Source organism: Nocardia sp. GCM10030253 (assembly GCF_042675075.1).
In the GTDB taxonomy this organism is placed as follows: domain Bacteria; phylum Actinomycetota; class Actinomycetes; order Mycobacteriales; family Mycobacteriaceae; genus Nocardia.
Genome location: NZ_JBHTDL010000004.1, coordinates 1 through 17,010 on the forward strand (window position 1 = coordinate 1; position 17,010 = coordinate 17,010).

14 protein-coding genes are annotated in these 17,010 nt (G+C 66.2%); 4 read left to right on the top strand and 10 right to left on the bottom strand.

Annotated features, from left to right (window positions below; genetic code table 11):
- Nucleotides 1-1,224 precede the first annotated feature (1,224 nt).
- Complete coding sequence (locus ACFQZZ_RS04030) at nt 1,225-1,608, bottom strand: PPOX class F420-dependent oxidoreductase (RefSeq protein WP_378674102.1); 384 nt, start codon at nt 1,606-1,608, stop codon at nt 1,225-1,227.
- 33 nt (nt 1,609-1,641) lie between these two features.
- Nucleotides 1,642-2,235 (bottom strand): DUF2867 domain-containing protein, encoded by a 594-nt coding sequence (locus tag ACFQZZ_RS04035; protein WP_378674105.1) that lies wholly within the window; start codon nt 2,233-2,235, stop codon nt 1,642-1,644.
- Nucleotides 2,236-2,303: 68 nt separating this feature from the next.
- Between ACFQZZ_RS04035 and ACFQZZ_RS04040 the strand changes: the two genes are divergently transcribed.
- Nucleotides 2,304-3,044 (top strand): helix-turn-helix domain-containing protein, encoded by a 741-nt coding sequence (locus ACFQZZ_RS04040; RefSeq protein ID WP_378674108.1) that lies wholly within the window; start codon nt 2,304-2,306, stop codon nt 3,042-3,044.
- Between the two features lie 65 nt (nt 3,045-3,109).
- On the opposite strand, the gene ACFQZZ_RS04045 is transcribed toward ACFQZZ_RS04040, so the two are convergent.
- Nucleotides 3,110-4,537 (bottom strand): acyl-CoA synthetase, encoded by a 1,428-nt coding sequence (locus ACFQZZ_RS04045; protein WP_378674112.1) that lies wholly within the window; start codon nt 4,535-4,537, stop codon nt 3,110-3,112.
- Nucleotides 4,538-4,680: 143 nt separating this feature from the next.
- Between ACFQZZ_RS04045 and ACFQZZ_RS04050 the strand changes: the two genes are divergently transcribed.
- Nucleotides 4,681-5,538: an oxygenase MpaB family protein gene (locus ACFQZZ_RS04050; protein ID WP_378674115.1), complete on the top strand. Its 858-nt coding sequence runs from the start codon at nt 4,681-4,683 to the stop codon at nt 5,536-5,538.
- Nucleotides 5,539-5,541: 3 nt separating this feature from the next.
- Here the strand turns inward: ACFQZZ_RS04050 and ACFQZZ_RS04055 are convergent, their stop codons facing one another.
- A complete protein-coding gene (locus tag ACFQZZ_RS04055) occupies nt 5,542-6,174 on the bottom strand; it encodes a TetR/AcrR family transcriptional regulator (RefSeq protein ID WP_378674118.1) in 633 nt (210 codons plus the stop codon).
- A 204-nt stretch (nt 6,175-6,378) separates the two neighbouring features.
- Here ACFQZZ_RS04055 and ACFQZZ_RS04060 point away from each other — a divergent pair, with 204 nt between their 5' ends.
- Nucleotides 6,379-7,260, top strand: coding sequence for an oxygenase MpaB family protein (locus ACFQZZ_RS04060; RefSeq protein WP_378674120.1), 882 nt, complete (start codon nt 6,379-6,381; stop codon nt 7,258-7,260).
- A gap of 62 nt (nt 7,261-7,322) precedes the next feature.
- Nucleotides 7,323-8,192 (top strand): oxygenase MpaB family protein, encoded by an 870-nt coding sequence (locus tag ACFQZZ_RS04065; RefSeq protein ID WP_378674123.1) that lies wholly within the window; start codon nt 7,323-7,325, stop codon nt 8,190-8,192.
- Nucleotides 8,193-8,213: 21 nt separating this feature from the next.
- Here ACFQZZ_RS04065 and ACFQZZ_RS04070 read toward each other — a convergent pair whose 3' ends face one another.
- The 6 genes from ACFQZZ_RS04070 to ACFQZZ_RS04095 form a co-directional block, all read right to left on the bottom strand.
- Nucleotides 8,214-9,167, bottom strand: a complete 954-nt coding sequence (locus ACFQZZ_RS04070) for a proline dehydrogenase family protein (protein WP_378674126.1) — start codon at nt 9,165-9,167, stop codon at nt 8,214-8,216.
- 4 nt (nt 9,168-9,171) lie between these two features.
- The gene (gene pruA / locus ACFQZZ_RS04075) at nt 9,172-10,809 is read right to left on the bottom strand and encodes an L-glutamate gamma-semialdehyde dehydrogenase (protein WP_378674129.1); all 1,638 of its coding nucleotides are present in this window, start codon (nt 10,807-10,809) and stop codon (nt 9,172-9,174) included.
- A gap of 70 nt (nt 10,810-10,879) precedes the next feature.
- Nucleotides 10,880-12,547 carry a protein kinase gene (locus ACFQZZ_RS04080; RefSeq protein WP_378674132.1) on the bottom strand — a complete coding sequence of 556 codons (1,668 nt, stop codon included), beginning with the start codon at nt 12,545-12,547 and terminating at the stop codon, nt 10,880-10,882.
- Nucleotides 12,548-12,663: 116 nt separating this feature from the next.
- Nucleotides 12,664-13,773, bottom strand: coding sequence for a succinyldiaminopimelate transaminase (gene dapC, locus ACFQZZ_RS04085; RefSeq protein WP_378676339.1), 1,110 nt, complete (start codon nt 13,771-13,773; stop codon nt 12,664-12,666).
- A gap of 8 nt (nt 13,774-13,781) precedes the next feature.
- A complete protein-coding gene (fdxA, locus tag ACFQZZ_RS04090; protein ID WP_378674135.1) occupies nt 13,782-14,105 on the bottom strand; it encodes a ferredoxin in 324 nt (107 codons plus the stop codon).
- Nucleotides 14,106-14,270: 165 nt separating this feature from the next.
- Nucleotides 14,271-16,871 (bottom strand): bifunctional FO biosynthesis protein CofGH, encoded by a 2,601-nt coding sequence (locus ACFQZZ_RS04095; protein WP_378674138.1) that lies wholly within the window; start codon nt 16,869-16,871, stop codon nt 14,271-14,273.
- Nucleotides 16,872-17,010: the final 139 nt, after the last annotated feature.

Below are 17,010 nucleotides of genomic sequence, written 5' to 3' on the forward strand. Positions count from 1 at the left end.
ACAGCCAGTCCGCACGCTGGAAGCCGTGTGCGTGCCTCCAAGAGCTGTGAAAGGCCAAACTGTCGTCCGAACACCCCGCGTCACAGCCGAACACCCCGTATACGGGGTGTGTAGTCACAACACGGGGTGTCAGGACGCTGTACGGGGATGTGTGCAGCTACGACACGGGGTGTGAGGACGCTGTACGGGGGGTGTGCAGCTACGACACGGGGTGTGAGGACGGGTTTCTTTACCGCTCGAGGACGCAACCACAGCCAGTCCTCACGCTGGAAGCTGTGTGCCTGCCTCGAAATGCTGCGGAAGACCAGGTCGGGTACGGCATCCGACGTGCCCAGCACTGCCCCCGGTAAAACCACGGGGTGCAGCCAAAACTGGGGAGCGCGCCCGGGGTTCAGTAAACCGAGCTGACCGCCCTGACGTGCCCCGCTGGAACTCACCGGGGTAAGCCGGAGCGTTTGGGAGCGTGCCCTGGATTGGTGGACCGAGCTCGCCTGCCTGAGGTGGCCTTGCTGGAACTCACCGGAGTAAGCCAGAGCTGTGGGTAGCGTGCCCCGGTTTGGTAGACCGAGCTCACCTTCCAGCGGTGTTCCGGGCAGTGCTGGGCACGTCGTGTGCCGTACCCGACTTGGTCTTCCGCAGCTTTGGGTAGGCAGGCACACAGCTTCCAGCGTGAGGACTGGCTGTGGTTGCGTTTCACGCGCTTTAGGTGGTGAGGGCAGCCGGTGTTGGGGAGTGTGTCCTGGGGTGTGGGCCGAGCTCACTTCCCTGAGGTGCCCCGTTGGAACTCACCGGAGTAGGCCAGAGCTGTGGGGAGCGTGCCCGGTTTGGTAGACCGAGGTCACGTCCCAGCGGTGTTCCGGGCAGTGCTGGGCACGTCGTGTGCCGTACCCGACCTGGTCTTCCGCAACCTGGGTAAACAGGCTACGGCTTCCAGCGTGAAGACTGGTTGTGGTTGCGTTTCAGGCGTTTTAGGTGGTGAGGGCAGCCGGTGTTGGGGAGCGTGTCCTGGGTTGGGCCGGTCGAGCTCACTTCCCGGTGGTGTTCGGGGCGTGCTGGGTGCGTCGTGTGCGGTACACGGCTTCCAGCGTGAGAACTGGCTGTGGTTGCGTTTCGGGCGCTTTCGGCGACGACGGTCGTGGAAACGTGGTTTCGAAGTGCCTTGGCGGGCCGTCGTTTCACTGCCGTCGATCACGATTTCACTGCCCTCGGGTCGCCACTTCTTGTTCAGGATTCCGATTCGGCCAGTCCGAAGGCGATGATGCGGTCCGGGTGGATACGGATCAGTTCGCCGATCTCACCGGTGATATAGGACTTCACACCGGTCAATTGTTCCGCGGTGCCGCGGATTTCGAGGCAGCGCACCCGCCATGGCTGGACCGAGGCGATATCGTCGACCACGAACGCCACCCGATCGTTGTCGGCGAGGTTGCGAAACTTCTTCGAGGCGCCCATATTCCAGCCCGCGATGTCGATCGTGCCGAGTTCGGCGTTGTAGCGGAACCCGACGGGGCTGTTCTGTGGCGAGCCGTCCGGACGGACGGTCGCCAGACGACCGAGCCGCTGCGTGTGCAGGTATTCGAGATGTTCGGGCGTCAAGGTTGCGGTCATACCCCGACAGTAAGACCTCAACCTAGGTAGAGGTCAATGCCGAAGTGGCCGCATTTCCGCCTGCCATCTCCGCCCGATGTCCCGGAGCAGCGGTGGGTATACGAGCAGATGCCGCAGCGGCGAGATGCCCAGCATGTAGACCTTTCCGAGCAGTCCATTCGGCTTGACGAGCGCCGTCATCTGAGCGTAGTAGCCACCGGTGCCATCAGGGACCCAGCCAAGGTGCATCAGCACGTGGACAGTCTTGTTGGCGCTCTCCGCCACCCACTCGTCGTGGGTCTGATACACGGATTTGAATGGCACCGCGCGCATATCCTGTCCACGAACCGCGCGCAGATCCTCCGGTAACCGGTCGCGCAGCGACACCACCCGCGTGCCGACACCCGCATCGGGTTTGTCCCAGCCGAGCAGCGCCCCAAGCTTCCAGCGGACGGCAAACAGAAAGCCGATCACGTCTTTGCCGTTCACCGCCGATCCATCACCGTCGGTCATTTGCCGAACCAGCCGCTCGAGATCATCCGGCCCGCCCGGTGTAGGCAATGCCCACACATCCTCGATCTCGAAATCCTTCGTGAAATCGTGCACCCGCCAGGGCCTGGACGTGTATTCGGAATTCTGCAGCAGCATGGGATCGACCTCTCTCGCTATGTCAGCCCGGATGGCTCGACATCCGGTGGTACCCGGATACTGAAAACATGATCGAGCAGGGGCGTTCGTGGCGTCTTGAACGGAACGGCAACGTCGTGTTCGCCGCCGTCAGCGCCGAGTTCGCCTGCTACGCCGAGTCCTCGGGGCCGGTGGGCGGCGGGCATCGCCATCCGGCCTGGCAGCTCATGCTGTCATGGGATGGCGAGGTGACGGCCACCGACGAAACAGGTCGGATCACCACCGGGCCAGGAGTACTCGTACCGCCCGGGATGCGTTGCGCGGTAACACATCCAGATGGATTCACCGGGCTATGGATAGATCCGTACGGTCTCGCGATTGCCGGTCGGCCCGGAATTCAGGCGCTCGACCGCGCCCAGGTCCGGCGACTGCTCGCCTGCACCGGCGGCGACCTCGATCCGATACAGCTGCGCCGGATCGTGCGCCGGACATTGGGCGACGCACCCGCGATAGATCCGCGGTTCAGCCGGGCGCTGAGCCTGCTCGACAGCAACACCGATATCGAAGACCTGGCCGTAAGGGTCGGGCTGTCGGCCAGACGACTGCGGCAGCTGTCGGTCGAGACGATCGGCGGACCACTGACGACACTGCGCCGATGGCATCGGCTGCGCGAGGCCGGACTACAACTCCCCTTCCACTCGGCCGCCGAGGTGGCCGCGCAGACCGGCTTCGCCGATCAGCCGCACCTGATCCGCACCATGGTCGCGCTGTGCGGGCGCACCCCCGGCTCCTCGGACGCCCGAATGACCCTGAGCGCCCCAGCGAGATAAGGGCCGACATCAGCCCGAACAGCGAGGCCTCGACCTGAGCAGAGGTCGACCCCGATCGAGGACGCTCAGCCGAGCAGCTTTTTCTGCACCTTGCCCATGGCGTTGCGTGGCAGCGCGTCCACGACCCGGACCTCACGCGGCCGCTTGTGCACCGACAGTTGCTCAGCCACGTGCTCGATGAGGGCCTTCTCGATGGAATCCGTTGCCGTACTACGCAGTACGACATAGGCGACGATGCGCTGGCCGAGGTCGGCATCGGGAAGTCCGACCACCGCGACCTCCGCGACGTCGGGGTGCCCGAGCAGTACAGTCTCCACTTCGCCCGCGCCGACACGATAGCCGCCGGACTTGATGAGGTCGACCGATTCTCGGCCGACGATGCGATGGAAGTCGTCGGCGTCGATGGCCGCGACGTCGCCGGTCTTGAACCAGCCGTCTTCCGTCCAGCATTCGGCCGTCGCCTCGGAGCGGTTGAGGTAGCCGTCGAACACCATCGGTCCCTGGACCTGGAGGCCACCGATGCTTTCGCCGTCGTGCGCGACGGGCGCACCCGTTTCGTCGCGAATCCGGGTCCGCACGCCCGCGACCGGAGTGCCGACCCAACCGGGCCGCCGCTCGCCATCCGCACGGGTAGACAGCGTAATCATGGTTTCACTCATGCCGTAGCGCTCGATCGGCGCGTGGCCGGTGAGCTCGCGCAGCCGCTCGAACACCGGCACCGGCAGCGGCGCGCTGCCGGAAACAAGCAGGCGAGCCTTCGCCAATTGCCTTGCGGCATCGGGATCCTCGGCGACGCGCGACCACACCGTAGGCACACCGAAGTACAGCGTGCCCGGCGCGTCGGCATAGGCCTTGGGGGTCGGCTTTCCGGTGTGGATCAGCGGGCTGCCCACCCGCAGCGGGCCGAGCACACCGAGGATGAGGCCGTGCACATGGAACAGCGGAAGACCGTGCACCAAAACGTCGTTCGCAGTCCAAGCCCAGGCGTCGGCGAGTGCGTCGAGCCCGGCGGCAATGGCGGCGCGGCTGAGGACCACGCCCTTGGGAAGACCGGTGGTCCCCGAGGTGTAGAGCACGAATGCCGCCGCGGCGGAATCGGGTTCGGGATAGGTGTGCCAAGAACGAGCATGGATGCGGACCGGCACCACCGGCAGTCCCGTCCCGGCAGGCGCCTCCCCCAGCCAGGCTTGGGCTCCCGAGTCGTTCAGGATGTGCTCGAGCTCGGCGCTTCCCGAGTCCGGCGGCACCGGAACGACGGTGACCCCGGCGATGAGGCAGCCGACCACCGCGAGCACGGTGCCGACGGTCGGCCGAGCCAGCACGGCGACCCGCTCCGCTCGAGCGATACGTTCGGCCACCGAGGTCGCCGCGCCTAGCAGATCGCTGCGCGACAGCGTTACCCCGTCGATGGTGACCGCATCGGGGATGTCCTCCCCCGCGGCGACCGCGAGCGGGTTCAGGGAGCGAAGCAGCAGGGGCGCACCGATCGACATTCGCTCACGCTACTTCGGCGGCGTGTGAGTCTGTCACGCTGCCCGCCGATCACAGCTCGATGAACCCGCGCATGGTGGTTGACACGCCCATGAGGCAGTGAAACTGTTGAAGTGTATCTTTCTCAACGACGAGAACGAGGTCGATGATGACCAGCCCGCTTCGCGGATCCACCGCCGCGCCGACGCCGCCCGAAGAGTTCGATGTCGGGCAGTACCTCGACGGGTCCGCCGCGTTCTTCGGCGCTGCGGCGAACGTCATCATGCAGCTCAGCACGCGACCGGTCGGATACGGCGTGCTGGAGAGCACTGTCGACAGCGGCAAGGTCATGCTGCACCCGATCAAGCGGACCAGGACCACCCTCACCTACCTCGCCGTCGCCATGCTCGGCAGCGATGAGGAGCGCGCGGCCTATCGCGACGCGATCAATCACTCACACAAGCCGGTTCGATCGACCGCGAGCAGCCCGGTGAAATACAACGCCTTCGACCCGAACCTTCAGCTGTGGGTAGCGGCCTGTCTGTACTGGGGTGCACGCGACCTCTACGAGCGCATGCACGGCCCGATGGACGACACCGCCGCCGACGGATTCTATCGGCACGCGGAACGACTGGGCAGTACCTTGCAGATGCCTCCGGAAATGTGGCCTGCCGACCGGACCGCGTTCGACGCCTACTGGACCGAGAACCTGGCGAAGACGACCATCGATCCACCGATCCGTGAATACTTCTGGGAGATCGTCGATCTGAAGATGTTCCCGCGTCCGGTGCGGGTGGCCTTCGGCCGACCGCACCGCTGGGTCACCGCCGGACTGCTGCCCCCGCATTTGCGCGACGAAATGGGCATTGCCTGGAGCGAGCGTGACGACCGAGCGCTGTCCGGGTTACTGCGTGCGGTCGGCGCCGTGGAAGGCCGAATGCCGAAACAGGTCAAGACATTTCCGGTCAACGTGTTCCTATGGGATATGCGCATCCGACGACGCCTCGGCCTACGCCTGGTCTGAAACCTAGCCGACCCGGAAAGAGACGACGACGTGGTCGCGCGCGAACTTCCGTGCCGCCACATCGTCGCCGAGCGGAATGACCGTCTGCGGCGTCAGGGCCAGCGAAACCGCGGTCCGCGCAATCATTTCGGCGAGCGGCTCGGGGTCGTAGGCGGGCAGCTTGCCCTCACCCTGTAGCCGGGTGATGAACTCGGCAAGATAATCGCGGCCGAGCTCGATGACCGGAGCACCCTTCACGGTGAGGTACGGCAGCACGATCTCCGGTTCGGTCTTCAGCAGCCGGTCCAGTAGCTTGTTGCCACGCAACCCGTTCAGGAAGGCGACGAACAGCTCGACGATCTGATCCTCGGCATCGGCGTCGCGATCGACCTGCCGCTGCAGGGTGGCGTCCACCTCGTCGATGAACTGGCGCGCTTGGCGCAGCCCCACCGCTTGGATCAGATCGGACTTGCTGGCGAAGCGGCGATAGAGGGTCGCGAGCGAGAGTCCGCACCGCCGGGCCACCTCGACCATGCTGGTGCGCTTGATGCCGAAATCCAGGAACGCCAGCAGGGCGGCATCCAGCACCCGCGCCTGATTGCGATCCTCGGGACCGGTGCTGCGCACCAGCGCCAACAGTCTGGTCAGCCTCGCCATGTCCCCACCCTATCCGCATCGGTGAAACGATGACATCAATAGCATTGCATGCCATCATCGGCGAGGGGTGCAAATCGCTATCGCGCTGGGTAGTCCGCTCGGGTAGTGATTGACACCATCCCGAGGCAATGAGAAGGTTAGTGACAAATCTTCTCGCCGTGTGCTCGACTAGGAGCACACGGACACAGAAAGACGAGGTCAACGTTGACCGCCCCGCAGCCAAGCGCCGACTACGAGTCGGATCCGGACCGTGCCAGATCGTCCGTTCACCCATTCACCCCGGAAACCGTCGGGGCACACCTAGACGGGATTTCCGCCTTCCTCGGCGGCACCGCCAACGTGATCATGCAGCTGAGCCTGCGCCCCGTCGGGCGCGGCGTGCTGGAAAGCACCGTCGACAGCGGCAAGATCACGCTGCACCCGATCAAACGACTGCGCACCACCCTGAGTTATCTCGCGGTCGCCCTCATGGGCACCGACGAGGAACGCGCGCGCTACCGGGACGCGATCAATCAGTCGCATCGGCCGGTCCGGTCGACCGCGACGAGCCCGGTCGAATACAACGCATTCGACCCGGAGCTGCAACTGTGGGTGGCCGCCAGCTTGTACTGGGGCATCGACGATCTCTACGTCCGCATGCGCGGGCCGATGGACCCCGACACCGCCGAAGCCTTCTATCAATACAGCGCCCGCCTGGGCACCACCCTGCAGATGCGGCCGGATACGTGGCCCGCGAACCGCGCGGAATTCCGGAAGTACTGGGACGAGAACCTGGCCGAGCGCGCGATCGAGCCCGCGCTGCGCGACTACTTCAACGATCTGATCGATCTGAAAATGATGCCGCGTCCGGTCCAGCTGACCTTCGCCGGGCTGCAGCGGTTTTTCGTCGCGGGCCTACTGCCGCAGCACCTGCGCAACGAGATGCACATGACCTGGTCCGACCGCGATCAGCGCCGGTTCGACCGACTGCTGCGGAGGATCTCGGCGGTGCAGACCCGACTACCGAAGCAGGTGCGGCTGTTCCCGCTGAACATCTACCTATACGACGTGCGCCGGCGCATACGCCGAGGCAAACCGCTGGTTTAGGCGGTGGCCTCGCCCACGCCGGACAGCCGACTGACACACCACAGAGAAAGACGAGGCCAACGATGACCGCGCCCCTTCGCGCAACGACGCACGAACCGGCACTCACCTGCCGCTACGGCACGGCCGACGACTTCGCCATCGAGGAGTTCTGGAGCGGTGTCGCGGCCTTCCTCGGCGGCACGGCCAACGTCATCATGCAGCTGAGCCTGAAGCCCGTCGCTTACGGCGTCATGGAGAGCACGGTCGAGACCGGCCGGGTCGATCTGCACCCATGGAAGCGGCTGCGCACCACGCTCACCTATTTGGCGGTCGCGATGATGGGCACCGACGAGGACCGCGCGGTCTATCGGGAGGCCGTCAACCAGTCGCACCGCCCGATCCACTCCGAGCCGGGCGCGGCGGTCAAATACAACGCCTTCGACCCGAAGCTGCAGCTGTGGGTTGCCGCCTGCCTGTACTGGGGCGTCATCGACCTGGAGGAACGACTGCACGGCCCGCTGGATGAGGACACCGCGGAGGTGTTCTACCAGTACGCCGCCCGGTTCGGCACCACATTGCAGATGCGCGAGGAGATGTGGCCCGCCGATCGGAAGGCGTTCGAGGAGTACTGGAACACCAACCTGGCGACCAAGACCATCGACGCGCGTACCCGCGCCTACTTCGACCATCTCATCGACCTGAAGATGTTCGCCCGGCCGCTGCGCGTATTCGGCCCGGTGCAGCGGTTCGTGGTCACCGCCCTGCTCCCTCCGCATCTGCGCGACCAGATGCACATGACCTGGACCGACCGGCACGACCGGTTCGCAGTCCGGCTGCTGCGCGCCATCGGCGCCGTGCACGGCCGGCTTCCGAAGCAGGCCAGGCTCTTTCCGATGAACGCCTTCCTGTACGACATGCGAAGGCGCCATCGGCTCGGCAAGCCGCTGCTCTGACCGATCCACCCGCTCGTGGCTTCAGGAATCGCCGACCAGAGCGCGCAGGAAGAAAGCCAGGTTCGCCGGACGTTCGGCAAGGCGGCGAGTGAGATAGCCGTACCACTGGTTGCCGTAGGGCACGTACACCCGCATCGCGTTGCCCGCGGCGGCCAACCGCAGCTGCTCGACATCACGGATGCCGTACAGCATCTGATGCTCGAATCCGACTGCGTCCCGACCGGTTTCGATGGCGAGCCGTTCGGCGGCGGTGATGAGCACCGGATCGTGTGAGGCCACCATCGGATAGCCGTGCCCGCGCATCAGGATGGCGAGGCAGCGCAGATAGGAGTCGGTCACCTCGGACGCGCGCTGGAAGGCGACGGCGTGCGGCTCACGATAGGCCCCCTTGCACAACCGGATTCGCGATTCGGCACCGGACAGCTCCCAGCAGTCCGCCTCGGTGCGATGCAGATACGCCTGCAATACCGCACCGAGCCAGGGAAATTCGGCACGCACCGTACGCACCGTCCCCAAAGTGGCGTCGGTGGTGGTGTGGTCTTCGGCGTCGACGGTGACCCACACTCCCGCCTGCGCGGCCTTGACGCACAGGATGCGCAGGTTTTCGGTGGCGGTCGCGTGGCCGCCGTCCGGCAATGCCTGTCCCAGCGCGGACAGCTTCACCGAAACCTCCACCCGCGCGGCCGCACCACCCTCGAGGCCGCCGCCCAACGCCGCCAGGTCGTTGATCAGCGCAAGATATTCCGCGAGCGTGGCATCAGCCTGAGCGCGATCGGTGGTGTTCTCGCCCAGAAAGTCGACACTGATCATCCGGCCACTGTCGAGCAACTCCCGCACCACCGGGATGAGTTCGTCGCGGGTCTCCCCCGCAACGAACCGCCGCACGATATTCGCCGTGACGGGAGTCCCGGTGAGCATTCGCTTCATCCGCGGCGACCCCGCCGCGGCGAGAATGGCAGGCCGCAGCGGATTCATCTCGCTATGCCTCCCCCATATGCGGATACCGATAGTCCGTCGGCGGCACGAAGGTCTCCTTGATCGTGCGCGCTGACACCCAGCGCAGCAGATTCAGCGGCGACCCGGCCTTGTCGTCGGTGCCGGAGGCTCTTGCGCCGCCGAAGGGCTGCTGGCCCACCACCGCACCGGTCGGCTTGTCATTGACATAGAAATTGCCCGCCGTGAATCGCAGTGCGGCGGAGGCCTGTTCGACGGCGTGCCGGTCCTGGGCGAACACCGCGCCGGTCAACGCGTAGGGCGACGCCGAATCCACCTCGGCGAGGATGGCCGCATACGCTCCGGGTTCGGCGTCGTCGTAGATATGCACCGACAGGATCGGCCCGAAGTACTCGGTGGCGAACGACTCGTCACGCGGATCGTCCACCAGCAGCACCGTCGGCCGCACGAACCACCCTTCGCTGTCGTCGTATTCACCACCCGCCGAGATGGCGATGCCCGCCGCCCTTGCCCGTTCGATAGCGGCCACATTCTTGTCGTAGGCGCGGCGATCAATGAGCGCGCCACCGAAATTCGACAGATCGGTCACATCGCCGTAGGTCAGTTGCCTGGTCTGATTCAAGAAGTCGTCGCCCATCGTGCGCCACACCGACCGGGCGATATAGGCACGCGAAGCCGCCGAGCACTTCTGTCCCTGGTACTCGAAAGCTCCGCGAATAAGCGCGGTGCGCAACGCATCCGGGTCGGCGGAGGGGTGCGCGACGATGAAGTCCTTGCCCCCCGTCTCGCCGACCAATCTCGGATACCCGTGGTAGCGGCCGATATTGGCACCCACCTGACCCCACAGGAACTGGAATGTCTTGGTGGACCCGGTGAAATGGATACCTGCCAGCCGAGGGTCGGTCAGCGCCACCTCCGAGAGCTCGACTCCGTTGCCGGTCACCATATTGATCACGCCGGGCGGCAGGCCCGCCGCCTCCAGCAGCCGCATCGTGTAGAACGCCGACAGCGTCTGCGCCGACGACGGCTTCCACACCACCGTATTGCCCATCAGCGCAGGGGCAGTCGGAAGATTCCCGGCGATCGCGGTGAAATTGAACGGGGTAATGGCGTAGACGAAACCCTCCAGCGGCCGATAGTCGAGCCGGTTCCACACCCCCGCACTCGACACCGGTTGCTGCTCCAGAATCCCACGCGCGAACGCCACATTGAACCGCCAGAAATCGATGAGTTCGCACGGCGCGTCTATCTCGGCCTGCTGGGCCGTCTTCGACTGGCCGAGCATGGTCGCGGCCGCGATGGTTTCCCGCCACGGCCCGGCCAGCAGATCGGCGGCCCGCAGGAAGATGGCCGCGCGCTCATCGAACGGCAACGTCCGCCAGCCGGGCGCCGCCGCCATTGCCGCCTCGATCGCGCCCTTGGCTTCCGAGTGAGTGGTATCGGTGAAGGTCCCCAGCACCTGCCGGTGTCGATGCGGGGCGACGATCGCGTGCCGCTCCCCGATGCCGGGCCGATGTTTACCCCCGATCACCAGCGGGACATCCACGGATTCCGCGGACAACTCGGCGAGCTCGGCAACCAGCAACTCCCGCTCACGACTACCCGGCGCGTAGGAATGCACCGGCTCATTGCCGGGGGTGGGGACAACCGTGACAGCGTCCATATCCCAGGTTAACGCCGTCCGCCGATGATCGCGTGCGACGGCTAGCCGTGTCGGCGAGCCGAACCGGCCGTCAGAACGGAGCCTGCTCCCACCACTGCTCGCGGGCCTGCTCGAAGCTGTGGTTCGGCCAGGAAATCTCCATCAACATGGTGTCGGGGTATCCGCTGCCCAACGCCCGCGCGGTCAGCGTGGACGGACCCGCGGCATTGCGCGGCTGGAATACCGCCACGCTGCCATCGTTCCCGATCGGCCGGTCACCGACCTGCGTGGTTTTGGTGGCGAGGTAGGTACCGACATCGCCGCTTGCGGCGTATTCCGAGAACCACACGGTGAGGGCGTCCCGGTCGGTGCAGGTGATCTGCCGCAGCGGAACCGGATCACCGGGTTCGGCAGTGGGCGCTGCCACCGCGGAACAGTGCGCGCCGCGCCAAGCCGTTCCGTTCGGGCCAGGCGGAATCAACTGCGGGAACGCCCGCACGATGGACTGCTCGGCACCCCATGACGGCGGCGGAGGCAACCGGTTCGGTCGCACGTACTTCCAGTAGACCGCCGCAGCGCCGACCACACCGACGACGACGACAACGGCCAGCACCAGCAGCGCCACGGCCAGCGCACGCCAACGCGAGGACACCGTCCGCGGCTGCCCGACCGGATTGTGCGTCGCGTGCGGCGGCAAGTGTGTCTTGACCTCGGTCGGCGACTGGACAACAGGGGGCGACCGGAATGCAGACCGCGCGTGCGGCTCAGGATGCCGCTGCGGCTGCGGCGCCGTAGCTACCCGAATAGTCGGGACGGCCTGAGGTGCGGCCCGCGGCGGAGTCTGCTGCGTCGTCGCGGAGGCGACCGGTCTCGGCGGTGGTGTTATCTCGGCACCACCTGATCCGGTCGACGGATGCGCCCCGGTCACCGCCTCGTAGGCCACCCTGGCGAATTCGGTGCAGTCACCGAAACGCGCCCGGGGATCCTTGGCCATCGCGCGGGCGATCACCGCATCGATCGCGCCGGGAAGATGCGGTGCCACTCGGCTTGCCTGCGGCACCGGACTGGTCAGGTGCGCGGCCACGACGGCACCGGGATTGGTTGCGGCAAAAGGTGCTTCGCCGGTCAACAACGCGAACAGGGTGCAGCCGAGCGCGTATTGATCCGCCCGATGATCGACCGAGTGCCCCGAAAGCTGTTCCGGGGCGGCATAAGCCAGCGTCGCGAGAAACTCCCCGGTCCGTGTCAGCTGATGCGCGTCGTCGCGGAGCCGAGCAATGCCGAAGTCCGTCAACAACACCCGGTCGCCACCGGTTCGCGCGGCAGTCAACAAGATGTTGGCGGGCTTCACATCTCGATGCAGGACGCCGGATTCGTGCGCGTGATCGAGGGCGTCGGCCGTCTGCCCGAGGATGTGCAACGCCCGCCGCGGATCCAGCGGTGTGCCACGGAATGCCGCCGCATCGCTGCCATCCACATACTGCATCGAGATCCACAGCTGATGGTCTTCGGCGCCGCGGTCGAATACCGACACGACATTCGGATGATCGAGCCGCGCGGCCACATCGGCTTCCCGCTCGAACCGGGCCCTGACCTCCTCGTCGGCATACAGCTCCCGGCTGAGCAGTTTGAGCGCGATCTGGCGCGGCAGCCGTGGGTGCGCAGCCAGATACACCGTTCCCATACCGCCACGGCCGAGCACACGTTCGATTCGGTACCCGGCGAACAGCTCACCGGTGACGAGCCCCGCCCCCTGCATCGATGACCTTTCCGACCCCGATCGAACTACCAGCCAACGGAGCGTATCGAATTCGACCCGACTACGCCCGCACCGAGGTCACGGACAACCCGGAACCCCGTGCGCCAGAAGCTGATTCAGGCGGCGGTCAGTCGCTGCGCCGCGGCGGCGATCCGCTCGTCGGTCGCGGTGAGCGCGATTCGCACGTGCTCGGCGCCGGACGGTCCGTAGAAGTCGCCGGGCGCGGCGAGGATGCCGCGGTCGGCCAGCCAGTCCAGGGTGGTGCGGCACGATTCGCCGCGGGTGGACCAGAGGTACAGGCCCGCCTCCGAATGATCGATCCGGAAACCCGCCGCCAGCAGGGCGTTTCGCAGCACCTCACGCCGCGCGCGGTAGCGCTCGCGCTGCTGCGCCTCGTGCGTGTCGTCGCCGAGCGCGGCGGTCATCGCCGCCTGGATCGGGAACGGGACCATCATCCCGGCATGCTTGCGCACCTCGAGCAGCTCGGCGACCAGCTCGGGATCTCCCGTCACGAAACCGGCGCGGTAGCTGGCCAGATTCGAGGTCTTCGACAGTGAGTGGATCGCGAGCAGGCCGGTGTGGTCGCCGTCGCACACCTCGTGATCGAGGATGGAGATCGCGCGACCTTCCCAGGCAAGGCCGAGGTAGCACTCGTCGGAGGCGACGATCGCCCCACGCTCGCGGGCATAGGCCACGACCTTGCGCAGGTGATCGACGCCGAGCACCCGACCCGTCGGATTCGACGGGGAGTTCACGTAAATCAGCGCGGGAGATCGCGGGCCGAGTTGCGTCAGTCCGTCCGCCCTGGCGATCTGCGCACCGGCCAGCAGCGCGCCCGCCTCATAGGTCGGGTAGGCGACCTCAGGAATCACGACCAGATCGCCGCCGCCGAGGCCGAGCAGCCGCGGCAGTCCCGCGATCAATTCCTTGGTGCCGATCGCGGGCAGCACGGCCGCCGGATCGATGCCGGTGATCCCGAAACGTCGCTTGAGCGCGTCGACAGCGGCGGTGCGCAGCTCCGACGTGCCGTGAGTGGTCGGGTACCCGGACACCTCGGCCACCGAACTCAGCGCGGCCCGGATCAGCGGGTCGACCGGATCGACCGGGGTTCCGACCGAAAGGTCGACGATCCCGCCGGGATGTGCCGCCGCCTTCGTTTTCACGGAAGCAATGGTGTCCCAAGGGAAATCGGGCAGCAGACTGCTGACCCGGCCACGCAGTGACACGTCAGAACTCACTCACTCGCCATGGGGGGTAGTTCTTTGATGAACGTCGGGTCGTAATCCACCTTGCCGACCTTCGTCGCGCCGCCGGGCGAGCCCAGCTCGTCGAAGAAGTCGACGTTGGCGTTCACGTAGCCGACCCACTGCTCCGGAGTGTCGTCTTCGTAGAAGATCGCCTCCACCGGACACACCGGCTCACATGCACCACAGTCCACGCACTCGTCGGGATGGATGTACAGCATGCGACCACCCTCGTAGATGCAATCCACGGGGCATTCCTCTATGCATGCCTTGTCCTTCACGTCAACGCACGGTTCAGCGATGATGTACGGCACTGCCGCTCTCCTAGTCTGTCCTACCTGCGGGGATAGTCCGCCCAGCGTCACACTATCCCGGCAGCCCAGGTTACTCCGGGTCAGTCTGCCCTAACTAACTCTGTTCCGCACACCACGGAGCGATGTGTGAACCCCCTTGCGTCCGCGTCTTTGCGGCTCCTCGGGCTACCCCACCGACAGCGGTAGGACCGACATCTTGTGCTGCGGGACACCATAGGTGGTGGTGCGCTCGCGGACCGGGCGGCCGATACCTTCGGCGATCTCGGTGAGTTCCGCGACCGTTTTCGCCGAGCCGTGCTGGGAGCCGGCCATCCGGGAGATTGTCTCCTCCATCAACGTACCCCCCAAATCGTTCGCGCCGCCGTTGAGCATCAATCGGGTGCCCGCTGTGCCGAGTTTCACCCAGCTGGTCTGGATATTATCGATCCGGCCGTGCAGCATGATCCGCGCCAGCGCGTGGGCCGCGCGGTTGTCCCGGATGGTCGGACCTGGACGGGCCGCACCCGCCAGATACAGCGGTGAGCTCTGATGCACGAAGGGCAACAGCACGAATTCGGTGAAACCACCTGTCTCGTCCTGGATTCCGCGCAGCACCCGTAGATGCCCGACCCAGTGCTTCGGGTTGTCGACATGGCCGTACATCATCGTGGAGCTGGAGCGCAGGCCGACCCGATGCGCGGTCGTGATCACCTCGACCCACGCCGACGTGGGCAGTTTGCCCTTGGTGAGCACCCAGCGCACCTCGTCGTCGAGGATTTCCGCAGCCGTGCCGGGAATGGTGTCGAGCCCGGCTTCCTTCAGCGCGACGAGCCAGTCGCGGATGCTCTGCCCGCCACGGGAGGCGCCGTTGACGATTTCCATCGGGCTGAAGGCGTGCACATGCATCGACGGCACCCGCTGCTTGATCGCCCGCACCAGATCGGCGTAGCCGGTGACCGGCAGCTCGGGGTCGATGCCGCCCTGCATACAGATCTCGGTGGCGCCGTCGACATGCGCCTCCCATGCCCGGTCGGCAACCTCGTCCATGCTCAGGGTGAACGCGTCGGCGTCGCCCTTACGCTGGGCGAACGCGCAGAAGCGGCAGCCCGTGTAGCAGATATTGGTGAAGTTGATGTTCCGGTTCACCACGTAGGTGACGTCGTCGCCCTTGACATCGCGGCGCAGCTGATCGGCCAGCGCCGCCACCGCCTCCAGCGCGGGTCCCTCCGCGGTCGCCAACGCCAGATACTCGGCGTCGGTGAGCCCCGCGGGGTCGTTCTCGGCGGTACGCAGCGCCGCGAGCACCTCGGAATCGAGTCGCTCGGGTGCCGTGACGGCAAGATCGCGCGCCTGCTCGCGAATGGTGTCCCAATCGCCGAAAGCGCCGACGACATCCTGGCCGAGGGCGGAATCGCTGCGACTCTCGGTAATACGGCCGTCGGTGTCGATCGAGGTGTTCAGATCCACCCGTCCGGCCGACTCCCATGACTCGTCCGGCTCCTGCCAGGGCAGGCCGACCGGCATTGCGTCCGGGTTCGCCAGGCCGGTGGCCGGATCGGTGAGCGCGGCGACGTGCGCGCCGATACGCGGGTCGACCCACGGGTTGCCCGCCCGCACGTACTTCGGGTGCGCCGAGGTGCGTTCGACGAGCTGGTAGCCGGCTGCCTCGGTGATCTCGCGCAGGGTGTCCAGGTTCGGCCACGGCCGCTCCGGGTTCACGTGATCCGGGGTCACCGGCGACACGCCACCCCAGTCGTCGATGCCCGCGTCGATCAGCGCCTGGCACTCCTCGTGCGACACCAGATTCGGCGGCGCCTGCACCGGGACGTCGGGTCCGAGCAGTAGCCGCGTCACCGCGATAGTGGCACGGAACTCCTCCAGGCCTGCGTCGGGGACGTCGCGCATGGCGGTGTCGTCCTTGGCACGGAAGTTCTGGATGATCACTTCCTGGATGTGCCCGAAAGCCTTGTGCTGCTTACGGATCGCCATGATCGACTCGGCCCGCTCGTGCAGCGTCTCGCCGATGCCGACCAGGATGCCGGTGGTGTAGGGCACCGAAAGTCGACCCGCGTCGGTGATGGCGCGCAGCCGAACCGCGGGGTCCTTGTCCGGACTTCCGTAGTGGCACTGGCCCTTTTCGGTGAACAGCCGAGTGGAGGTGGTCTCCAGCATCATGCCCATCGACTGTGCGACCGGCTTGAGCCTGGAGATTTCCTCCCACGACATGACACCGGGGTTCAGATGCGGCAGCAGCCCGGTCTCCTCGAGCACCATGATCGACACGGCGCGCAGATAGTCCAGGGTGGAATCGTAGCCGCGTTCGTCGAGCCACTGCGCGGCCTCGGGCCAGCGGTCCTCCGGACGGTCACCGAGGGTGAACAACGCCTCTTTGCAACCGAGCGCGGCGCCCTGACGAGCGATGTCGAGGACCTCGTCGGGCTCGAGGAACATGCCCTTGCCCTCGGCACGCAGCTTGCCCGGCACCGTCACGAAGGTGCAGTAGTGACACTTGTCCCGGCACAGCCGGGTCAGCGGAATGAACACATTGCGCGAATAGCTGATGGTCTTCGGCCGACCGGCCGATTCCAGCCCGGCGTCACGAACCCGGGCGGCACTGCGACTCAGATCGACCAGGTCCTCGCCGCGTGCGTGCAACAGCACAGCGGCCTCATCGACATTGAGCGTCACGCCATCGCGCGCCCGCCGCAGCGCCCGGCGCATGGCCGGCGGTGTTGGCGGTGCGGGCGGGACACGCGGGGTCGCTAGCTCGGTCACGCCCTCGATCATGCGCTAATCATCCCGGACTGTCTCCCTCCAGTGCTTGTGACCGTTGCCAACTGCATGATGGGGCGCACTATTCCAATGCACCGCCTCGGGTTCATTCCCGCGCAGGCCGACGCGCTTTCGGGTGAGTTCGTGCAACCAT